At 72.4% G+C, this 19506-nt stretch carries 20 protein-coding genes and 1 pseudogene; 9 read left to right on the forward strand and 12 right to left on the reverse strand.

Going from position 1 to position 19506, the window contains the following annotated elements; translation table 11 throughout:
• Positions 1-322: 322 nt before the first annotated feature.
• From QMZ92_RS11220 to QMZ92_RS11230, 3 genes are all read right to left on the reverse strand, one after another.
• Positions 323-3640, reverse strand: coding sequence for an AAA family ATPase (locus QMZ92_RS11220; protein ID WP_283297106.1), 3318 nt, complete (start codon positions 3638-3640; stop codon positions 323-325).
• Positions 3637-4803: an exonuclease SbcCD subunit D gene (locus QMZ92_RS11225; protein WP_283297107.1), complete on the reverse strand. Its 1167-nt coding sequence runs from the start codon at positions 4801-4803 to the stop codon at positions 3637-3639. The genes QMZ92_RS11220 and QMZ92_RS11225 overlap by 4 nt, the downstream gene beginning before the upstream one ends.
• Before the next feature lie 196 nt (positions 4804-4999).
• On the reverse strand, positions 5000-5626 hold the full coding sequence (locus QMZ92_RS11230) for a YigZ family protein (RefSeq protein WP_283297108.1): 627 nt from the start codon (positions 5624-5626) through the stop codon (positions 5000-5002).
• Positions 5627-5705: 79 nt separating this feature from the next.
• Here QMZ92_RS11230 and QMZ92_RS11235 point away from each other — a divergent pair, with 79 nt between their 5' ends.
• Positions 5706-6113, forward strand: a complete 408-nt coding sequence (locus QMZ92_RS11235) for a CoA-binding protein (protein ID WP_283297109.1) — start codon at positions 5706-5708, stop codon at positions 6111-6113.
• A gap of 703 nt (positions 6114-6816) precedes the next feature.
• Here the strand turns inward: QMZ92_RS11235 and QMZ92_RS11240 are convergent.
• Positions 6817-7389: a helix-turn-helix domain-containing protein gene (locus tag QMZ92_RS11240; protein ID WP_283297110.1), complete on the reverse strand. Its 573-nt coding sequence runs from the start codon at positions 7387-7389 to the stop codon at positions 6817-6819.
• Between the two features lie 92 nt (positions 7390-7481).
• On the opposite strand from QMZ92_RS11240, the gene QMZ92_RS11245 reads away from it, so the two are divergent.
• On the forward strand, positions 7482-8348 hold the full coding sequence (locus QMZ92_RS11245) for a DMT family transporter (RefSeq protein ID WP_283297111.1): 867 nt from the start codon (positions 7482-7484) through the stop codon (positions 8346-8348).
• 40 nt (positions 8349-8388) lie between these two features.
• Here QMZ92_RS11245 and QMZ92_RS11250 read toward each other — a convergent pair whose 3' ends face one another.
• Positions 8389-9126 carry an acyltransferase gene (locus QMZ92_RS11250; protein WP_283297112.1) on the reverse strand — a complete coding sequence of 246 codons (738 nt, stop codon included), beginning with the start codon at positions 9124-9126 and terminating at the stop codon, positions 8389-8391.
• 162 nt (positions 9127-9288) lie between these two features.
• Between QMZ92_RS11250 and QMZ92_RS11255 the strand changes: the two genes are divergently transcribed.
• Positions 9289-10506 carry an FUSC family protein gene (locus QMZ92_RS11255; RefSeq protein WP_283297113.1) on the forward strand — a complete coding sequence of 406 codons (1218 nt, stop codon included), beginning with the start codon at positions 9289-9291 and terminating at the stop codon, positions 10504-10506.
• 109 nt (positions 10507-10615) lie between these two features.
• Here the strand turns inward: QMZ92_RS11255 and QMZ92_RS11260 are convergent, their stop codons facing one another.
• The 4 genes and pseudogenes from QMZ92_RS11260 to QMZ92_RS11275 form a co-directional block, all read right to left on the reverse strand.
• The gene (locus QMZ92_RS11260) at positions 10616-10789 is read right to left on the reverse strand and encodes a CsbD family protein (RefSeq protein WP_283297114.1); all 174 of its coding nucleotides are present in this window, start codon (positions 10787-10789) and stop codon (positions 10616-10618) included.
• 546 nt (positions 10790-11335) lie between these two features.
• The gene (locus QMZ92_RS11265) at positions 11336-11872 is read right to left on the reverse strand and encodes a gamma carbonic anhydrase family protein (RefSeq protein ID WP_283297116.1); all 537 of its coding nucleotides are present in this window, start codon (positions 11870-11872) and stop codon (positions 11336-11338) included.
• Positions 11873-11891: 19 nt separating this feature from the next.
• The gene (locus QMZ92_RS11270; RefSeq protein WP_283297117.1) at positions 11892-12593 is read right to left on the reverse strand and encodes a DedA family protein; all 702 of its coding nucleotides are present in this window, start codon (positions 12591-12593) and stop codon (positions 11892-11894) included.
• A 254-nt stretch (positions 12594-12847) separates the two neighbouring features.
• Positions 12848-13083 (reverse strand): annotated as a pseudogene (locus QMZ92_RS11275) (DUF4442 domain-containing protein); the annotation flags it as partial.
• Positions 13084-13190: 107 nt separating this feature from the next.
• Between QMZ92_RS11275 and QMZ92_RS11280 the strand changes: the two are divergent.
• The 4 genes from QMZ92_RS11280 to QMZ92_RS11295 all read left to right on the forward strand — a co-directional run bounded on the left by QMZ92_RS11280 (position 13191) and on the right by QMZ92_RS11295 (position 15002).
• Positions 13191-13664, forward strand: a complete 474-nt coding sequence (locus QMZ92_RS11280) for a hypothetical protein (protein WP_283297321.1) — start codon at positions 13191-13193, stop codon at positions 13662-13664.
• Entirely contained in the window at positions 13630-13824 is a 195-nt protein-coding gene (locus QMZ92_RS11285) for a hypothetical protein (protein WP_283297118.1), read from the forward strand. Before QMZ92_RS11280 ends, QMZ92_RS11285 begins: the two co-directional genes overlap by 35 nt.
• 70 nt (positions 13825-13894) lie before the next feature.
• On the forward strand, positions 13895-14614 hold the full coding sequence (locus QMZ92_RS11290; RefSeq protein WP_283297119.1) for an immunity 49 family protein: 720 nt from the start codon (positions 13895-13897) through the stop codon (positions 14612-14614).
• Between the two features lie 34 nt (positions 14615-14648).
• Positions 14649-15002 (forward strand): hypothetical protein, encoded by a 354-nt coding sequence (locus tag QMZ92_RS11295; protein WP_283297120.1) that lies wholly within the window; start codon positions 14649-14651, stop codon positions 15000-15002.
• 245 nt (positions 15003-15247) lie between these two features.
• Here QMZ92_RS11295 and QMZ92_RS11300 read toward each other — a convergent pair whose 3' ends face one another.
• Positions 15248-15700 (reverse strand): DUF4442 domain-containing protein, encoded by a 453-nt coding sequence (locus QMZ92_RS11300; protein WP_283297121.1) that lies wholly within the window; start codon positions 15698-15700, stop codon positions 15248-15250.
• A 144-nt stretch (positions 15701-15844) separates the two neighbouring features.
• A complete protein-coding gene (locus QMZ92_RS11305) occupies positions 15845-16012 on the reverse strand; it encodes a hypothetical protein (RefSeq protein WP_502962036.1) in 168 nt (55 codons plus the stop codon).
• Positions 16013-16103: 91 nt separating this feature from the next.
• On the opposite strand from QMZ92_RS11305, the gene QMZ92_RS11310 reads away from it, so the two are divergent.
• Together QMZ92_RS11310 and QMZ92_RS11315 are read left to right on the forward strand one after the other, a co-directional pair.
• Entirely contained in the window at positions 16104-17129 is a 1026-nt protein-coding gene (locus tag QMZ92_RS11310) for a DUF8017 domain-containing protein (RefSeq protein WP_283297122.1), read from the forward strand.
• A 43-nt stretch (positions 17130-17172) separates the two neighbouring features.
• Entirely contained in the window at positions 17173-18516 is a 1344-nt protein-coding gene (locus QMZ92_RS11315) for an MFS transporter (protein WP_283297123.1), read from the forward strand.
• A gap of 61 nt (positions 18517-18577) precedes the next feature.
• Here QMZ92_RS11315 and QMZ92_RS11320 read toward each other — a convergent pair whose 3' ends face one another.
• Positions 18578-19423 carry a spermidine synthase gene (locus QMZ92_RS11320; protein ID WP_283297124.1) on the reverse strand — a complete coding sequence of 282 codons (846 nt, stop codon included), beginning with the start codon at positions 19421-19423 and terminating at the stop codon, positions 18578-18580.
• Positions 19424-19506 lie beyond the last annotated feature (83 nt).

The following is a 19506-nucleotide window of genomic DNA, read 5'->3' on the forward strand; positions in this document are numbered from 1 at the left end:
GGCCGCGGAGGCCAGGGCGCCCTCGGCGAGGGCGGGTGTTCCGGACGCGCGGCCGCCGAGCGCGCGGCACCGCACGGCGTCCGCCGAGGGGCGAGGGTCCGGTGACCGCTCGACGGCCGGGTGCGTCGGGCCGCCTCGCCCCAGCGCCCCCGGGCCTCCCCGGCCACGTGTACCGTCAGCGCGGCGGCCCGCCGTACCCCAGCCACCGCCGCAGTCCGCCGCCCGCTCCCTGACCGTCCCGAGGAGGTCCCGGCCGGATCGGCGCGCTCGGCTCGGTGACGACGAGCGTTGTCGTACTCCTCGCCCCTCCCCCGGCGGCCGCTCAGCCGCCGACCGGGGCCGAGCGCAGCCGCACGGTCGACCCGTCGCGCTCCTTGACGACCTCCAGCTGGGCGGGGATCCGCCGACGCAGATCGCCGACGTGGCTGACGATGCCCACACTGCGGTCGCGTTCGCGCAGGGAGTCGAGGACGTCGAGCACTTCGTCGAGGGTCTGGTCGTCGAGGCTGCCGAAGCCCTCGTCGATGAACAGGGTGTCCAGGCGCACACCGCCGGCCTCCTCGGTGACGACGTCCGCGAGGCCGAGGGCGAGGGCGAGGGAGGCGAAGAACGTCTCGCCGCCGGACAGCGTCGCCGTGTCCCGCTCCTTGCCGGTCCACGCGTCGACCACGTGCAGACCGAGCCCGGAGCGCTTGCCTCCGGCCCGGGCGTCCGAGTGCACCAGCGTGTAGCGGCCCGCGGACATGCGCTGCAGCCTTACGGTGGCCGCCGCCGCGACCTGTTCCAGCCGGGCCGCCAGAACGTACGACTCCAGTCTCATCCGGCGTTCGTTGTCGGCGGAGGTGCCCGCGGCGAGGCCGGCCAGCCGGGCGACGCGCTCGTACTCGTCGCGCAGTGGACCGAGCCCGCGGGCTTCGTCCGCGGCCCGGCGGGAGAGACGGTCGAGCTCCGCACAGCGTTCGCGGGCGGAGTCGAGGGCCGAGACCGCGTCGCGCAGCGCATTCTCGGCGGCATCGGACGCGCGGAGCGCGGCCTCGGGCGCGGCGGCCGGCAGCGCCGCGGCGGAGCGGGGCTCCGGTTCGGCGAGGCGGTCGGCCACCGCGGCTTCCTCGGCCTGCCAGGCGTCGAGCCTCCGCTGGAGTTCGTGCTGTTCCGCGTCGTCGAGGAGCGCGGCGGCGGCCTCGGCGGGGGTGTCGTACCCGGCCCGGAACGCCGCGTCGGAGAGCCGGTCGTCGGCCTCCTTCAGCCGGAGGGCCGCGGTGTCCGCCGCGCGAACGGCCTCGGCCGCCCCGGACAGCAGCGCGATACGGCGTTCCAGCAGCGCGGTCCGCTCGGCGACGGTCCCGGAGCCGCCGACGGCCCGGGCCACCTCGGCGTCCAGCGCGGCCTGCTCGCTCAGGAGCGCTTCCCGCCGCGACGTCCGCGCGACGGCGCGCCGCTCCGCCTCCTGCCGTGCCGCCAGCCGCTCGCCGTACTCCCGTTCGGCCCGGTCCAGTTCCTCACGAACGGCGTGCGTACCGGCCGCCAGCGCGTGGGCGTCCCGGTGCTCGCGCTCCAGCCGGGCGACGACGGATTCCAGGTCCGCGACGGCCGGGTCGGCGCCGTCCTCGGCGGCGGTCCCGTGGACTCGGCCGTCGTGGTCGGCGACTGCCACGGGGTGGGGCGGCGGCCCCTCCGCCGCGGCCCGGCCCGGGGCGGTACCGGTGTCCCGCCGGGCGTCCTCGGCGCGGCGGCCGTCCGGTGCCGGGGCTGCCTCGCCGGCCGTGGTCCGGTCGCCGGAACCGTTCCGCCGCCCGCCGTGGCGCAGGTCGTCGGGGGCCGCGGACGGTGACGGAATGCCGGGTTCCGGCCGGGACGGCACCGTGCGGGGCCCTCCGCTCTCACGCACGTCCGCCGGACCGGACTCACGCGCCGCGTCCCTGGCAGCCGTGAACGACCCGCGCAGCACGGCCAGTTGCCGCTCCGCCTCGGCGCGGTCCCGGTCGGCGGCGGTGTACGCCCCGTACGCCGTGTCCTCGGCCGCGCGGTCCACGTGCTCAGCGCCGGCCTCGGCCGGTGCGGGGTGCTCCGCGGAACCGCAGACGGCGCAGGGTCGCCCGGGCTCGAGCCCCGCGGCGAGTTCGGCGGCGATGCCGCGCAGGCGGCGCTCCTTGAGGTCGAGCCAGGTCTCGCGGGCCGAGTCGGCCCGCTCGCGAGCGGAGCGGAGGTCGTCCTCGACGGCCTCGACCAAGGCGGCGAGGCGGTCGCGTTCACGGGCGGCGGACACCCGGCGGCGGGCAGGTTCCAGCCGTCCTGCGAGGTGTTCGGCCCGGGTGGCGGCGTCCTGCGCGGCCTCGATCCTGCCCTGGAGCGCGCGGCGCACCGAGTCCCAGTCGGCGAGCCAGCCCTCGGCCTCCTGGAGGAGTCCGTCGTCGTGCCGGGCCTGGCGGTCCAGTTCCCCGCGTTCACGGGTGATGTCGGCACTGCGCCGCTCCGCGCGCCTCGCGGCGTCCAGGCCACCCAGTTCCTGGCGCAGTTCGCGCTCCGCCCCGGAGAGCCGTTCCGCTCCGGCGTCCACCAGCGCCGCCGGAAGGGCCGCCCTCACCTGCTGCCAGGCCGTGTCGGCGGCCCGGTGCTCCCGTTCCGCCTCCTCGCGCAACCGGAGTGCGGGTCCGACCAGTTCGGCCTTTCGGGCCTGCTCCAGTCTCGCCCTCACGCGTTCCAGCGCGGGACGCCGGTCCTCCAGCTCCCCGGCCCGACGTACGGCGTCGGCGTGACGCTGCTGAAGTGCGGCCAGCTCCCGTTCGGCGTCCAGGGCCCGCCGGGCGTCGGACTGGCGGGTCTCGGCCGCGGACCGGGCCGAGGCCGCGACGGCGAGGGATTCCCGGGCGCCCGAGCGGGCCACGGCGGCCCACTGCAGCACGGCGCCGGCCAGGCCGGGTTCCCCCGGCCGGTGCGCCGGAGCGGGCCAGGCACCGGCCGTGCTCCCGGCCGCCTGCCGCATCCGGTGGGCCAGGGCCAGCAGTCGCTCGTCCCCGTCGCGCACCTGCTGCTCGGCGGCACGGCGCAAATCGGCGAGACGCTCCTCGACCAGGGCGAAGCGGCGGGTGTCGAACAGCCGGCCGAGCAGTTTTCCGCGCGCTTCGGCGTCCGCCCTCAGAAAGCGCGCGAAATCGCCCTGCGGCAGCAGGACGACCTGGCAGAACTGGTCCCGGCTCATGCCCACGAGCTGGGCGATCTCCTCGCCGATCTCCTGGTGGGAGCGGCTGAGCGCCTTCCATTCGCCGCGCCCCGCGTCGTACTCGCGCAGCCGGCTCTGGGCCTTCTCGGTGGTGAAGCCGGTGCCCTTCTTCTTGGGGCGGGGCTGTGCGGGCTGCCGGGTGATCTCCAGCCGGCGGCCGCCCACGGTCAGGTCCAGGCACACCTCGGTGTACGTGCCGACAGGGGCGTGATCGCTGCGCAGCGAGGTGCCGGGGCTCTGCCGGGCGCCGGGAACCGCGCCGTAGAGGGCGTAGCAGACCGCGTCCAGGACGGACGTCTTCCCCGCCCCGGTCGGCCCGTGGAGCAGGAAGAGACCGGCGGCGGACAGTGCGTCGAAGTCGACCCGCTGCCGTGCGCCGAAGGGCCCGAAGGCGGTGATCTCCAGCCGGTGCAACCTCACCCGGCCACCTCGCGGACGGCCGTGTCCACCCTTACGTCGTCGAAGGCGCCGCGGAGCACGGCCCGTTCGCGCTCGTCGGGGCCGCTGCCTCCGCGGACATGGGTCACGAAGTCCTCCGCGATCTGGTGGTCGTCACGGTCTCGCAGCCGCTCGGCGTAGGAGGCGACCGCGTCCTCGCCGCTGCGCTCGGGAGCGAAGACGAGGCTCAGGGTGTGGGGGAAGCGCCCGGCGAGCCGCGCCATGGGCTCGGCGGGCCGCACCGGGTCGGTGACGGTCGCCTCGACCCAGGAATCCTCGTGGCGTGCCAGCGCGGGATCCACCAGGAGCTCCTCGAGCCGGCCCTCGATGCGGGCGAGCGGCCGGGGCACCGGGCAGTCCAGCCGTTCCGCCGCGATCTCGCCGGCCGGGCCCAGCTCGACGAGCCACATGGTCTTGCGGTGGTGGGCCTCGGAGAACGAGTAGGCGATCGGGGAACCGGAGTACCGCACCCGCTCGTTGAGGGTCTGGCAGCCGTGCAGATGGCCCAGGGCCGTGTAGTCGACGCCGTCGAAGAGCCCGGAGGGGACGGCCGCGACGCCGCCGACGGTGATGTCCCGCTCGCTGTCGCTCGGTTCGCCGCCCGCGACGAAGGCATGCGCGAGGACGACGGAGCGGGTGCCCGGAGCCCGCTCCGCGAGGTCCGCCCTCACCCGGTCCACGGCCGCCCCGAGGACGGCCTCGTGGCCCGCCGTCTTCGTGCGGAACTCGTCCCGTACGAGGGCCGGTTCCAGATACGGCAGCCCGTAGAACGCGACGTCGCCGTGCGCGTCCCTCAGCACGACCGGGGTGGCGCAGCCCGCCGGGTCGGTGCGCAGATGGATCCCGGCGCGCTCGATCAGCCCGGAGGCGACTCCCAGCCGGCGGGCCGAGTCGTGGTTGCCGGAGATCATCACCGTGGGCACGCCCGCGTCGGCGAGCCGGTGCAGTACGCCGTCGAACAACTCCACGGCGGCCAGGGGCGGTACGGCCCTGTCGTAGACGTCGCCCGCCACGAGCACGGCGTCCACGTCGTGTTCGCGCGCCGTCGCGACCAGGTGGTCGAGGAACGCCTCCTGTGCGCCGAGCAGGCTCACCCGGTGGAACGAGCGCCCCAGATGCCAGTCCGACGTGTGCAGAAATCTCAAGAAAACGGCTCCGACCTGATCGTGTCCCCTCCCGGCCCGAAAGCCGGCACCCGGCGGGCGCGAGGTCCGCCGGAAGCACCGACCACGTTAGCGGCGGCGGCCGTCCGCTTCCCCGGAGGGCTCGGTTTTCACCCGTTTCCGGGAGCGATCCCCTCAATCCGGGCCGTGCTGCCCGGCTTCGGACGTCTCATGCCGTTCAGACGTCTCCGTACGCCTCTCCGCCGAGCTCCAGCCCCGCCGTCCCCGCGGTGGTGTCCGCGAGCCAGGCGCGGAAGGCGTCCACGTCCGAGTCCGGCAGGCCGATCTCGATCGTCACGGCCTCCCCGTACCGCACGTCCCGGACCTGGCGGCCGGTCGCGCGCAGATCGTTCTCGACCTTGCCGGCGCGCTGGTGGTCGACGGTGACGGTGGCGAGCCGGAAACGCTGCCTGGTCACGGTGCCGAGTACGTCCAGGGCCTCGCCGACCGCACCGCCGTAGGCACGGATGAGCCCGCCGGCGCCGAGCTTGACGCCGCCGTAGTACCGCGTCACGACGGCCACGGTGTAGCGGATGTCGCGACGGAGCAGCATCTGCAGCATCGGAACGCCGGCCGTCCCGCCGGGCTCGCCGTCGTCGCTCGCCTTCTGAACGGCGGCGTCGGCGCCGATGACGTACGCGAAGCAGTTGTGAGTGGCGGTCGGGTGCTCCCCGCGGACGCGCGCGACGAAGTCCTGCGCCTCCCGCTCGGTCGCTGCCGGGGCGAGCGCGCAGATGAAGCGCGATCGGTTGATCTCGGTCTCGTGCGCGCCCTCACTGGCGACCGTCCGGTACTGCTCCTGCATCCCGCCACCCTATGCCGCTCTCCGGCCCGCCCGGTCGCCGGGCGGGAATGGCGGGCCCGGGGGGCCGGTTGTCCCGGGCATGTACGCAGACGCAGAGACGATCCGGAAGATCCTCACGCAGACCGGTGACACCTGGGCCGTGGTGGGGCTGTCGAACAACACGTCCCGCGCCGCCCACGGGGTGGCCGCGGTGCTCCAGCGCTACGGCAAGCGCATCGTGCCGGTGCACCCGAAGGCAGAGACGGTGCACGGCGAGCAGGGGTACGCGTCGCTGGCCGACGTTCCGTTCGACGTCGACGTGGTGGACGTGTTCGTGAACAGCGGCCTCGCGGGCCACGTGGCCGACCAGGCCGTGGCCAAGGGCGCGAGGGCCGTGTGGTTCCAGCTGGGCGTCATCGACGAGGCGGCGTACGAGCGGACCCGCGCCGCAGGCCTGGAGATGGTCATGGACCGCTGCCCGGCGATCGAGATCCCGCTGCTGGACTGACGCGGTCCGGTCCGGCGGTGGCGTCCCGCCTGGTGGTGTAGCCGATCAAGTCGCCGGAATCCGCCGGCCGGCGACGGTGCTTCCGCACAACCGGGCGCTCAACTCGCCCCAGCAGGGCGCCTCGTAGACGGCCGGCTCGGCGCAGATCGCCTGGGGCCTCGTACCGGAACGCGTAAGGCTTGATCCCCTACACCCCGACGCGGGACGCGACCGGTCCGGCCCGTCCTGCAGGCGCCGAGTCGTCCGCGCACGGCGCCGTTCACGTCGCCCCGGGCCCTGGCCGGCACCGGTCACGCGGCGAGGGGTCGACCCGCCGCCGCACCTGCCCGCGACGACGACGCAGTCGGCCGAGGCGCCTAAGGGCTGTCCCGTAATCACCGGTGGATCAGCGCGCGGCGTCAGATGGGGTGCATCGCAAGGTGGAGGGTCGTCCTCATACTGGGCGTATTCGGGCGATCCGACAACGCAGCGAGGTGCCGCAGCTGTCGTCGTGCGCCCGCCGGGGATTACGGGACAGCCCTTAGGGGGTCGGCGCCGCGGTGCTCGACCAACACGCCCTACCGGCGACGGCCGGGACGGTGTCGACGTACGGCGACCGGCCGGCCGGGACGGTCGGGAGCGGGCCCGGTCGTCGTCGGGGGCGCCGGTGGGTGCACGCATACGGGCAGGCCGACAGTGGACGGGGTTCCCACCGCCGGGCGTCTCAGCGGACGGGCGGGATGGAGACGGCCATGGTCATCTCCACCGTCAGGGGCCCCGCGTTGCGGTAGACGTGCGGCACGTTCGCCTCGTAGGTGGCCGAGGTGCCGGCGGGCACGGCGTACGGCTCTCCGTCGACCACGAGGGTGAGCTCCCCCGAGGTGACGTGGAGGAGTTCCACCGTGCCGTCGGGATGGGGATCGGAGGCGCTCTCCTCGCCCGGCATCAGCGTCCAGGCCCACAGTTCCAGCGGGCCGCGCGCCTCCGTGCCGACGAGCAGGGTGGTCGAGCTGCCGCCGGGGGTGGACCACATCCGGACGGCCTGCTCGCGCGGCACGAGCTGGACCCGGGGGCCCCTCTCGTAGTCGAGGAGCGTGGTGATGCTGACCCCGAGCGCGTCGGCGAGCTTGACCGTCGTGCCCACGCTCGGATTTGTGCGCGCCTGCTCGATCTGGATGATCATGCCGCGGCTGACACCCGAGCGGGCGGCGAGGGCGTCGAGCGTGAAACCCCGCTCGCCGCGCCAGCGCTTGAGGTTGCGGGCGAGCGACTGCGTGAGCTGGTCGAGGTCCGACACATTCCGTCCAATATATTAAATGAATAAGTTCAATACTTTGCACTACGGTGTGGTGCACCGGATCGTTCACCGAACTGTACTGCGAGGCACCGATGACAGCACTGTTCGCCCTGGCCACCAGCCTCCTGTGGGGACTGGCCGACTTCGGTGGCGGACTGCTGACGCGACGCACGCCCGCACTGACCGTCGTGGTCGTCTCGCAGACGGTCGCCGTGGCCGTTCTCGGCGCGATCGTCGCGGCGACCGGCGGCTGGAGCGAGACGGGACCCCGGCTCTGGTACGCGGTGGCGGCCGGCGTCGTCGGGCCGGTCGCGATGCTGAGCTTCTACAAGGCGCTGGCACTCGGCCCCATGGGGGTGGTCTCCCCACTGGGGTCACTCGGGGTCGTCGTGCCGGTCTCGGTGGGCCTGCTCCTCGGTGAGCGGCCCGGACTGCTGCAGTTCGCCGGCATCGGCGTGGCCGTCGTGGGCGTCCTGCTCGCGGGCGGCCCGGAACTGCGGGGCGCGCCCGTACAGCGCCAGGCGGTCCTGCTGACCCTGCTCGCCGCGTTCGGCTTCGGCTCCGTCATGGCGCTCATCGCCGAGGCGTCGACCACCATCAGCGGCCTCTTCCTGGCGCTCTTCGTCCAGCGCGTCACGAACGTCCTGGTGGGTGGCGCGGCGCTGTACGCGTCGGTGAGGCGGGGCGGCCGCGCACTGCCGGAGGACGGCGGGCGGGATCTGATCGTCCGCTCGCTGCCGGCCCTCGCCTTCGTCGGCCTGGCGGACGTCGCCGCGAACGGTACGTACTCGATCGCCGCGCAGCGGGGCCCCGTCGCGGTCGCGGCGGTGCTCGCCTCGCTGTACCCCGTGGTCACGGCCCTGGCGGCGCGCGGTGTGCTCAAGGAACGGCTGCGCGCGGTGCAGGCCGCCGGCGCCGGGCTCGCGCTCGTCGGCACGGTCCTCCTGGCGACGGGCTGAACGGCGTCCGCCGACCCGGTCCCGCAGGACGGCGGACCGGTCACCGTTCCTCGAGTTCGGCGAGGGCGACCAGTTGCTCCGGAGTGACACCTTCCGGGATCGGCAGGGGCGCGGGGGTCCTCAGCGGTGGCTGCCAGCCCTGGACCGGGTCCCAGCTGCGGACCACCTTGGCCGGCGCCCCCGCGACCACCGCGTGGTCGGGCACCTCACCGCGGACGACGGCCCCGGCCGCGACCACCACGTTGCGGCCGAGCCTGGCCCCGGGCAGGATCACCGCGCCCGTGCCGAGCCAGCAGCCGGGCCCGATCTCCACGGGCTCGGCACGCGGCCACTGCTTGCCGACGGGCGTGTGCGGGTCGTCGTAGCTGTGATTGGTCGAGGTGATGTAGACGTACGGGCCGCAGTACGTGTCCGAGCCGATGGTGACCGTCGTGTCGGCGATGACATGACTGCCGCGACCGAGCACCACACCGTTGCCGAGGGTGAGGATCGGGTCGGGTCCGAGATCGAGGCCGGGCATCATGCCCGCGGTCAGCGTCACCTGCTCCGCGATGATGCAGTGCTCGCCGAGCTCGATCCACGCCTCGCCGAACACCGTTCCCTGCGGGAACGCCAGCCGGGTGCCGGTGCCGATCCTGCGGAAACGCAGCGGCCCGGGCCGCTCCGCGGTCACCGCGCCCGCTTCCCGCACCCAGGCCCAGCCACCGTGCACGGCCCGCGACAGCAGCCGCCGCCACCAGGCTGTCCGTGGGGAGAACGTGTTTCGGTTTTTCGGCACCAGGACACGTTAGTGGGCCCCGGTGCGGGCGACCCGGGACGCGCGCTGTGATCTTCGCCCCACGCCGTACGGCGCGCGGAATTGCGAGGGGCGGCCCAGACGGCAGTCTGGGGTGGGAGGACCCGCGTATCCGCGACGAGGGGACAAGGGGAAAGAGGCAGGGTGGCAGCAACCAGCGAACCGCTCCGTGATCTGGTAAGGCGTCATCGGGAGCCGGCGGTCGTCCAGACGGTGCGGTCCACCGCCGCCGCGGTCGTCTCCTACGTCATCGCCCTTCAGCTGAGCGGCGAGGCACTACCCCTGACGGCGCCGCTCACAGCGCTCCTCGTCGTCCAGGTCACCCTCTACTCGACGCTCACCACCGGCATCAGGAGGGTGAACTCGGTCGTGGCGGGCGTGCTGATCGCGATCGGCTTCAGCGCCCTGGTGGGGCTGAGCTGGTGGAGTCTGGGGCTGGTGATCCTCGCGTCGCTGGTGATCGGGCGGTTCGTGAAGGTCGGCGAGTTCGTGCCCGAGGTGGCGATCAGCGCCATGCTCGTCCTCGGCGTGACGCAGGTGACCGAGACGGGCTGGGACCGGGTACTCGAGACCTTGATCGGTGCCGTGGTGGGGCTGCTCTTCAACGTGCTCTTCGTGCCGCCCGTCTGGGTGAGCGACGCCAGCGCCGCGATCAGCGATCTGTCGGAGCGGATGCGGGGGCTGCTGGGGCACATCGCCGAGGAACTCGGCGAGCACACACCCGTGGCGCAGGCGGCGGCCCGGCTGCATGAGGCCCGTCGGCTCGACCACGACATCGTGCAGGTCGACGCCGCTCTGCGGCAGGCGGAGGAGAGCCTGCGGCTCAACCCGCGGGTCAAGGAGCCGGTGCTCTCCCGCGTCGTCCTCAGGACCGGGCTGGACGCACTGGAGATCTGCGCCGTGATCCTGCGGGTCTCCTGCCGGACGCTGACGGACCTGGCGAAGACCGAGCCCCAGGGGACCGTCTTCCCGCCGGCGGTGACCAAGGGACTGCAGGATCTGTTCGGTCATCTGTCCGATGCCATCGCGGCCTTCACGGCACTGATCACCACCCAGATGTCGGTCACCGGGGCGGACGCCGAGGCCCGGCTGTCGGAGGAGCTCGCCGAGGGGCGCGCCTGCCGGGACCGCGTCGCCGCGATGCTCCTCGACGACCTCCGCGAGGACCACACGAACTGGCAGCTGCACGGGGCCCTGCTCGCGGAGGCGGACCGGATCCTCGACGAACTGGACGTGGAGAAGCGCTCCGAACGCCTCATCGAGGAACTGGACCGGCACGCCCGCGAGCGCCTGTCGAGCCGCAGGTGGCTGGATGACGTGAAGGTCCGGATCCGCCGAAGCGTGGGGCGGAACGGGGGCTGAGGCCGGTGTACGGGGCGTCGCCGTACCGGGGGACCGGGGACGCACCGGGGCGGCCGCACCGGCACGGTGTGCGGTGCGGCCGCCCCGGGCATGAGCGGCGCGGGCCGGCTCAGCGGCCGGACTTCCTCATCCGCTCGCCGGTGTCGTGCGCGGCCTCTTGGGCCTTGCCCGCCAGCTCCTCGCCACGGCCCTCGACCTGCATCTGGCGGTCGCCCATGGCCTTGCCGGCGGTTTCCTTCATCTTGCCCTTGGCCTGCTTCGCCTTGGCCTTTGCCTTGCCCATGTCGGTTGTCCCTTCAGCGTGGGGGGTGGACTGGCAGGTCCAACCCTGCGCCCCTCACCCAGGGTTCGCAATCCGTGACGGTGCGCGCACGAGCGGTCGAGGGGCGGTCGTCAGTCCGGCGGCTCCGGGGTCGGACGAGTGCCCGGTTCGGGGTCGGCGGGCGGGGCCGGGTCCGGCGAGGGCTCGGACGGCAGGGGATCACGTGGTACGGGATCGGGACCGCTCGGCACCGGTTCGGGCCCGTCCGGGGGCGGTTCCTTCGGGGTGGTCATGACTGCGCCTTCCGGGTGTTTCGAAGGTCGGTCGGGTCCTGCGCACATCCGGGTACCCGTGTGACGGCGGGCAATGCCCGAACGGGATTCCCGGGGTGCGCGACTCCGCCGCGGGGCCGGCGGACCGGCTCGCGAGTGCCCGTACCGGCCCGTCGCCCGGTTCCTCCGGCCGTTCGCCGCCCGCCGCATCGGCCCGGGGGTTCCAGCCCCTGCCGGCCGGACGAGTGCGGGAGCGGACGGCCCGGAGGCCGAGGCGCCCGGCCCGCCCTCGGCCTCAGTCGTCGACCGTCTCCCGGTGGCCCTTCGCCAGCTCCAGGTACATCGCCGCGTTGAGCTTGATGCCCTCGCGCTCCTCGTCCGTGAGCTCGCGCTTGACCTTGGCGGGGACGCCGGCGACGAGGGAGCCCGGCGGTACGCGCATGCCCTGTGGCACCAGCGCCTGCGCCGCGACGAGCGACCCGGCGCCGATGTGGGCCCCGTTGAGGACGGTCGCGCCCATGCCCACGAGGACGTCGTCCTCGACGGTGCAGCCGTGGAGCACGGCGTTGTGGCCGACGGAGACGCGTGCGCCGACGGTCACCGGGAACCCGGGGTCGACGTGGACGGTGCAGTTGTCCTGGATGTTGCTGTCGGCCCCGAGGACGATCGGCCCGCAGTCCGCGCGCAGCACGGTGTGATACCAGACGCTCGCGCCCGCCGCCATGGTGACGTCCCCGATCACCACGGACGTCGGCGCGGTGAACGCCTCCGGGGAGATCCGCGGTTCCTTGCCGCCGACCGCCGAGATCAGTGCCCGCTCGCGCCCCGCCATCTTCTTCTCCTCACCGCCGCTACTTCCGTGCCGCGCCCACGTGCACCGTAGGCGATGCCGCGGCCGCGCCGTCCGCCGGGGCGGTGGCCGCGGCGGCGTCGGCCGCCCCGGCGCGCGCGGCCGCCTTCTTCGCCCGGCTCTTCAGTACGAGCATCGAGGTCAGGCCGAACGCCACGGCCAGGACGAGCCCCAGCCAGGAGAAGCGCTTCAGCCACGCCTCGGCGACGATGCCGACCGAGTACACGACGGCCGTCGTGCCGCCTGCCCAGAGGATGCCGCCGAAGACGTTGGCGATCAGGAACTTCCAGTACGGCATGCGCAGCACGCCGGCGAGGGGGCCGGCGAAGATACGCAGCAGGGCGACGAAACGGCCGAAGAAGACGGCCCACATGCCCCACCTCTGGAAGGACCGCTCGGCCAGCGCGATGTTGGCCTCGCTGAAGTGCTTGGGGAACTTGCCGCCACACCAGGCCAGCAGGGGCCGTCCGCCCCTGCGTCCGATGGCGTAGCCGATCGAGTCGCCGATGATCGCGCCGGCGGTGGCGCAGGTGCCGAGGACCCAGGGGTTGATGTCGCCGTGCTGGGAGGCGAGGAGGGCCGAGCTGACGAGGACGATCTCGCCCGGTAGCGGGATTCCGAGGCTCTCGAGTCCGATGACCGCGCCCACCAGGACGTAGACGGCCACCGCCGGCACGGTCTCGAGCCACTCCTGGACGTGCAACGCAGGATCCTCCCGTCGTCCCGGGCGCCGGCCCGTTGGTCGAGGAGCGGATGCCCGTGCCCGTGTGCGATCGGGCTCGGGCTGCCCGGCGTGCGCCCCCTGCGGCGCACGCCGGGCAGCCTACCTGGAGCGGAGGGCGTCCCCGCATCCGGCCACGGTCGCGGGGACGCTCCGGAATGCGGCGTCCGAGGACGGCGCGGCGACCTGCCCCCTTCGCCGCGGGCGGCTCGCGGACGGCCGCGCCGAGGCACCTGTCAGCCGTTCGGGCGCAGCGTCCAGACGACCGTCATCTCACCGGTCACCGCGTCGTCCGAGTCACGGGTGATCGCGACGGTCACCGGGAACTCGGGGCGCCCCGGGCGTCCAGTTCCGCGACGACCTCCGCCACCGGGCGCCCGAGGGTCGCGGTGGCGGTGACGACGCCCTTGGCGAGCTTCTTGCAGGCGATCTCGGCCTTCACCGCGAGCGGCACGGCACGGGTCAGCTGATCTCGGCCTTGAACTCCGCCGTGAACGAACGGCGAGGCCGAGACTTCTTCTTCCCCATGCCCTCCATCATGGACATCACCCTTCTCGGGGCTCAGCCCCCTGATCTCGGATGTCCGTCGAAGCGGATCAAGCCCCGCTCGTACAGATCCAGCAGGACCTGCTCGTACACCCAGCGGACACCTCACTGCGCCGTCTCGTTCTGAACCTGGACGGCACCGCCGAATCACCGACCGGGAACGACGGCCGCCTGGGCGACGCCCTGGTCGGCGAGGATTTTGGCGAGGCCACCGCCGAATATCATGCAGTTCCCGAAAACTACCCGAAGGCCGTGCGAGTGGACGACCGCAAGACGGGTAACCGCAGGTTCGACCAAGTGTGGAGAATCGAAGACGGAAAATACCTTATCGTCGAGGCCAAGGCTCCGAACGGCAAACCGACACCCCGGGACAGCGTCGACGGTAGACTGCGGGTTATGCAAGGGACTCGCGAGTACATTCTCGCCGTCTTCAGCGACATGCGAAAGCGCGCAGTGAAAGACCCTGCTGAGCGTGCTCACCACGGCACTCAAGTCAGGAAAGCTTGAGTACGTGATGGTCAAGGCGAACGAGAACACCGGCCGGTACGCCGGCAACGTGATGCAACACTTCGACATCGACCTGAGGGGCGGAGCAAACGGTGCCGACCGTACCGCGCCACAACTTTCCGACTGCTCACGCGGCGGACGGTGTGGACTTTCTCCATGAGGACACCCAGGAATGGATCAGCAGTCTGGAGTAATCTCCGGACGCAATCGACAGTGCATTCGATGCGGCATTGACGTTGACCAAGGCCCGCTGCGCACTGGGCCCAGAAGCAGCCGAGCACGACACCTGGGCATCCTTTGTCACAGCCATGCAGGCCGGGTCCGCACTGTTTGCCGCGGCGACCACAACGCAAGCCACGGTTGAGTGCCGAATCGACCGGGAGATCCGCACCATTCCCGCAACCGGTGTACAGCCTCACGCCCACGCGGGTAACTGGATCTCGGCCTTCTGGCTCGCGGTCACCTATCGCAGGAAGGACCGGATGACGGAACTTTGCAACGTTCCGGCCTCCCCACTTCGCGCTTCTGGCGCAGTTTTCGACGAATACATCTACTCCTGGATCGACACCCTGCAGTCGTACTGGCTTCAGGGCGAGGGACTGGGCGACAAGCTCGTTGCCACCGTCAACGGAACCGAGCCCGAAACCCTCGATACCGCCAACCGCGAGCTCGTATCCAAGGTCCTTTCTCCCCCAATCGGGCTGTTCTATCGGTTCGTTCGCCAAGACCACGATCAGTTCAATTCCGCCCTCCACGACGCACTCCGGTGGCACCAGGAGTACTGGACCGCCGATGAAGAGCGGGCCAACAGCGTAGGCGGCCTCGTCGCGCTCGGCCCCCTGGCGATCGCATGCCTGGCCTATGGCGCAGACTTCCCGATCGAGGTGGAGTCGGACCATCTGCCCAAGTATCTTCTGGAGCGTGGCTGGGTAGGCGAGTTCGAAACGTGATGCACTGTCACTTCGTAGTGGGTGGCAATTAGCCATGGCTGCGCAGGATTACGACAGTCAACTGCTGGAGTCGGTGTCGGTACGGCGCCGTCGGTTGCAGGATGCCCTGGTGTTCGGCGTCCAGCGGCACCGGCGGTCGCTGGACGAGCGGTTGGGGAAGGTGTTCGCCGGGGTGGTGATCGCGGCCGTTCTGTGTGCCGGCTGCGCGGGCTGGTCGTTCATTTCGCACCGGCTGATCGGGCAGGGCCCGTACGAACCTTCGGTGCAACCCCGCGCTTGCCCGGGAGGACTGCCGTGCAGAGGGGTCCAGTTGGAGCGCCCGCAGTCTCGCGAGGGACGAGCGTGGCGAGGACGAACGAGCGGGAGGCCGACGAGCGGGAGCCGTTGAGATATCGCCGCACCCCGTCGGTCGCAGTCGCCCCTTCAGCGCGCAGTCGACCGCTCTTCTGCGGTCCCGCGAGCATTGTCGTGGCCGACCAACATGCCGCCGTCAACCTGCGCGACCGGATCGTTGCTTGCGGCGTCCCCCATGAGCCAGCTCAGGCAGGCCACTCGGCCAGCCGTCGAAGACGGGCCGGGCCCGAAGGCTTTGGCCCGACCCGGCAGGAGTTTCCAGATAGCCCGACCGGCCGATCAACCGTTCAGCCGCAGGGTCCACACCACCGTCATCTCGCCCGTGACGGCCCCGTCCTCGCGCTGGATGGCGATCCCGACCGGGAACTCCGGCCGCTTGCCCGCGTCGAGTTCCGCAATGACCTCGGCCGCAGGGCGGCCCAGGGTCGCCGTGGCCGTCACCGGGCCCATGGCCAGCTTCTTGTACTCGATGTCGGCCCGCACCGCGAGCGGCACCGCGCGCGAGAGCTGGTCACCGAAGGCCGTGAGAACGATGGCACCGCTGGCGGATTCGGCCAACGTGAACATGGCGCCCGCGTGGGGTCCGCCAAGGTGATTGTGGTAGTCCGGCTGGTCCGGGAGCCGGAGCACGGCGCGCTCCGGGGTCACCTCGACGAACTCGAGGTTCAGAGTGCGCACCATCGGGACCGCAGTGGCCAGCATTTCGCCCATCGAGGCGCTGTCGACTGTCATGAGTAAGATATTACCGGTGAGTAGTAATGTCGGCCACCCCCTACGCCCCACCTCCGACCCGAAAGGAGCCCCTCGCGCCACGCACCCTCTCCGGCGCCGGAACCACCAGCCCGGCACGGAACACCGACGTGCGGGTATCGACCCTCACACCCCGGCGTGCGGTCCGCCGACGCGGTTGGGGTAGTCGGCCTGGTCCGGCAACCGGACGAGGGCACGCCGGGCGGAGGTCTCCAGGAACTCCAGGTCCAGGGGCCTGGCCATGGGGACCGCGGCGGCGAGCAGCCCACCGACGGACATCCGGTCTGCACTCACACCCCGGATGTTACCCACGAGTAGGCGGCTTCGCCCCCCTCACAGGGGCGGACGTGCCATCGAACACGCCGCACCTCTATGGTTACTCGCCATGTGGCCAGGACAGCAGCCGCCCGGGGGCGAGCAGAACCCGCAGGACCAGAACCCTTACACGCAGCCGGGGTACCAGCAGCCGAACCCCTACCAGCAACCGGGCTACCCGCAGCAGCCCGGGTACCCGCAGCAGGGTTACCAGCAGCCCGGTCCGTACCAGCAGCCGACCGCGCCGCAGTACACCGTCCCCGGACCGCCGCCGTCCGGCGGTCCCTCCCCGGAGCGGAAGAAGACGGTCGTCGTCGCGATCGTCGCCGCCACGGCCGTGGTCGCCGCGGCCGTGATCACCGGCGCCCTGGCGCTCCGGGACGACGACGAGGGCCCGGAGGCCTCGGGCGGCGGCAAGCCCGCCGCGTCTTCGTCACAGCCCACCGAGGCCCCCTCCCCCACCGACAACCCGCGCGACGGCTCGGGAGGTGCCGAGCCGACGATCCCGGGCTGGAAGGTCGTCACCAACCCCAAGCACGGCACGCAGTTCGACGTGCCGGAGGGCTGGGAGGTCGCCGGCACGGGCGTGGCCACCGGCTTCGAGGACGAGAAGAAGGGCGACGGTTCGCCCGTCGTCGTGATGACCGCGCCGGCCTACTTCAAGAGCAAGTGGTGCTCGGTCGACTCCGACCTCGACGGCAAGGCCGAGGACACCGGACTGGGCGCGACCGGCACCAAGGGCGGCCAGGGCGCGAAGAACACCGCCGAGGCCGCGTACAACGAGGCCGGCAACTGGGTCTGGGCCGCCTACGCCCAGACGGAGCCCAAGGGCACCGTCAAGGTCACCAAGGCGCAGCCGTACACGACCGAGTCGGGGCTCAGCGGCCATGTCGCGACGGCGACCGCGATCGGGGTGAAGAAGGAGAGCAAGTGCGACAGCGACGGCAAGGCGATCGCCTTCTCCTTCAAGAACGCCAAGGGTGACTTCGCCTCCTGGGTCCTGTACGCCAACAAGGGCGTGACCGGCGAGATCCCGGACGCGACGATCCAGCGGATCCTGGGCACCGTTCGGCTCGCGGAGCTCCCGTCGTCCTGAAACCCGTTTGGCAGGCGGAGGCGGCGGCGGCGATAGTCCCCGGGTGACTTCTCGTACGCCGCTCCTCCGCCGCCGTCCCGAGTGGGCCGGCCGCAACTACTCACTGCTGACCGCCGCCGCGATCGTCACCAACCTGGGCACCCACGGCGCGCTGATCGCGGCGGCGTTCGCGGTGCTGGAGTCGGGCGGCGACGGCGGCGACGTGGGCCTGGTCGCTGCGGCCCGCACCCTCCCGCTCGTGCTGTTCCTGCTCATCGGCGGGGCGATCGCGGACCGGCTGCCGCGGCACCGGGTGATGGTGGCCGCCAACGCGCTCAACTGTGTGTCGCACGCGGCGTTCGCCGCGCTGGTGCTGGCCGGTGATCCGCAGCTGTGGCAGATGATGCTGCTCACTGCGCTCTGCGGCACGGGGCAGGCGTTCTTCAACCCCGCCGCCGAGGGCATGCTGATGTCCACCGTCGACGGCGAGCACGCCGGCCGGGCGTTCGCGCTCTTCCGGATGGCGATGCACGGTGCGGGCATCGGCGGCGCCGCCCTCGGCGGGGCCATGATCGCCGCCGTCGGCCCGGGCTGGGTACTCGCCGTCGACGCGGCCGCCTTCGCGGTCGCCGGCGCGCTCCGCGCGTTCCTCGACGTCGGTCACATCCCGGAACGGGCTCCCGGCGACGGACTGCTCGCCGATCTGCGGGACGGCTGGCGCGAGGTCACCGGCCGTCCCTGGCTGTGGTCGATCGTGGCGCAGTTCTCGGTCGTGGTCGCCGTCGTGGGTGCCGCCGACGCCGTGTACGGGCCGCTGGTCGCCGAGGAGTCGCTGGGCGGAGCACGCCCGTGGGGTCTGGCGCTGGCGGCGTTCGGGGCCGGCACGCTGGGCGGGGCGCTGCTGATGATGCGCTGGAAGCCCCGACGGATGCTGCTCGTCGGCACGCTGTGCGTGTTCCCGCTGGCGCTCCCCTCGGCGGCGCTCGCCGTGCCGGTGCAGATCGGTGCTCTGATCGTGGTCATGTTCGTCAGCGGTGTCGCGATCGAGGTGTTCGGCGTCGCGTGGATGACCGCACTGCACCAGGAGATCCCGGAGGAGAAGCTGTCCCGGGTCTGTGCGTACGACTGGTTCGGTTCGACCGCCATGCTGCCGCTGTCGACGGCCCTGGCCGGACCGGCGGAGAGCTTCTTCGGCCGGGAGACCGCCCTGTGGGGCTGCGCGGTGCTGATCGTCCTCGTGACGGCGCTGGTGCTGCTGGTCCCGGACGTACGGAATCTGACGCGCCGTACGAAGCACGTGGCCGGCCGCGACTCCGGCCCGGCACCGGCCGCCGGAGCGGCCACCGAGCTCCACACGCGGGAGACCATCTGCCCCGTCCCGGCCGCGCCGGGGGCGGAGGATTCGTGAGCCGCACCGCCGCTCCCTCGGGCAGCGGCCGGGCGTCCGCCTCCGGGCTCCACAGCGCCGGTCAGCCGATGCCGAACGATCCCGCCGGGGGTTCGGGCGACCCCGTCGCGTCCTCGTCGTCCACGGGCCGGGCGGCTCCGATGAAGCTCCGCAGGCCGTCGCCGTACTCCACGCGGGCGGGAAAGGCGTCAGACGCCGTGCGGCGCCCCAGGGCGGCGACGTCGATCGGCGTGTGCGAGGCCAGCAGGACCGCGTTGCCGAAGCGGCGTCCGCGCAGCACTCCCGGCTCGGCGACCAGGGCGAGCTCCGGGAACACGTCCGCGAAGGTGGCGAGTTGGGAGCGGAGGAATCCGAACGGGGCACTGTCGGCCAGGTTCGCCGCGTAGACGCCGCTGGGTCGGAGGACACGGCATGCGGCCCCGGCGTACTCCCGGGAGGTGAGGTGCGCAGGTACGCGCGAGCCGCCGAAAACATCGGCGATCAGCACGTCCGCCGAGTTCTCGGGCGCCCGCTCCAGCCACGCGCGTGCGTCCGCGGCGTGCACGGATATCCCCGAGCCGGGCGGCAGCGGCAGTCGTTCGGCGACCAGTGCCAGCAGTCCGCGGTCCGCCTCCACCACGTCCTGCCGTGAGCCGGGGCGGGTGGCCGCGACGTACCGGGGCAGGGTGAGGGCACCGCCGCCGAGGTGCAGGACGTCCAACGGTGCGCCCTCTTCCCCCGTCCCGTCGAGGACGTGCGCGAGCCGCCGTGCGTACTCGAACTCCAGATGCGTGGGATCGTCCAGGTCGACGTAGGACTGGGGCGCTCCCTCCACGGTGAGCAGCCAGGCGCGGGGCCGGTCGATGTCGGGAAGGAGCTTGGCGGTGCCGTTGTCCACAGCGCGCTCGACGGGAATGGGATCGTCCACCCTGCCCATTGTCCGCCCATGGACGCCCCCGCGAACACCGGAGGGGTCCCGGGGCCGGAAAGGGCCCGGTACTCGGCGGCCGA

Source organism: Streptomyces sp. HNM0645 (assembly GCF_030056615.1).
Classification (GTDB): Bacteria; Actinomycetota; Actinomycetes; order Streptomycetales; family Streptomycetaceae; genus Streptomyces; species Streptomyces marianii.

Excerpts from the sequence above, each read along its gene's own strand:
- QMZ92_RS11230 (WP_283297108.1), bottom strand. The coding sequence starts at position 5,626 with ATGCAGGAGCAGTACCGGACGGTCGCCAGTGAGGGCGCGCACGAGACC.
- QMZ92_RS11235 (WP_283297109.1), top strand. The coding sequence starts at position 5,706 with ATGTACGCAGACGCAGAGACGATCCGGAAGATCCTCACGCAGACCGGT.
- QMZ92_RS11245 (WP_283297111.1), top strand. The coding sequence starts at position 7,482 with ATGACAGCACTGTTCGCCCTGGCCACCAGCCTCCTGTGGGGACTGGCC.
- QMZ92_RS11260 (WP_283297114.1), bottom strand. The coding sequence starts at position 10,789 with ATGGGCAAGGCAAAGGCCAAGGCGAAGCAGGCCAAGGGCAAGATGAAG.
- QMZ92_RS11265 (WP_283297116.1), bottom strand. The coding sequence starts at position 11,872 with ATGGCGGGGCGCGAGCGGGCACTGATCTCGGCGGTCGGCGGCAAGGAA.
- QMZ92_RS11280 (WP_283297321.1), top strand. The coding sequence starts at position 13,191 with ATGTCCGTCGAAGCGGATCAAGCCCCGCTCGTACAGATCCAGCAGGAC.
- QMZ92_RS11295 (WP_283297120.1), top strand. The coding sequence starts at position 14,649 with ATGGCTGCGCAGGATTACGACAGTCAACTGCTGGAGTCGGTGTCGGTA.
- QMZ92_RS11300 (WP_283297121.1), bottom strand. The coding sequence starts at position 15,700 with ATGACAGTCGACAGCGCCTCGATGGGCGAAATGCTGGCCACTGCGGTC.
- QMZ92_RS11310 (WP_283297122.1), top strand. The coding sequence starts at position 16,104 with ATGTGGCCAGGACAGCAGCCGCCCGGGGGCGAGCAGAACCCGCAGGAC.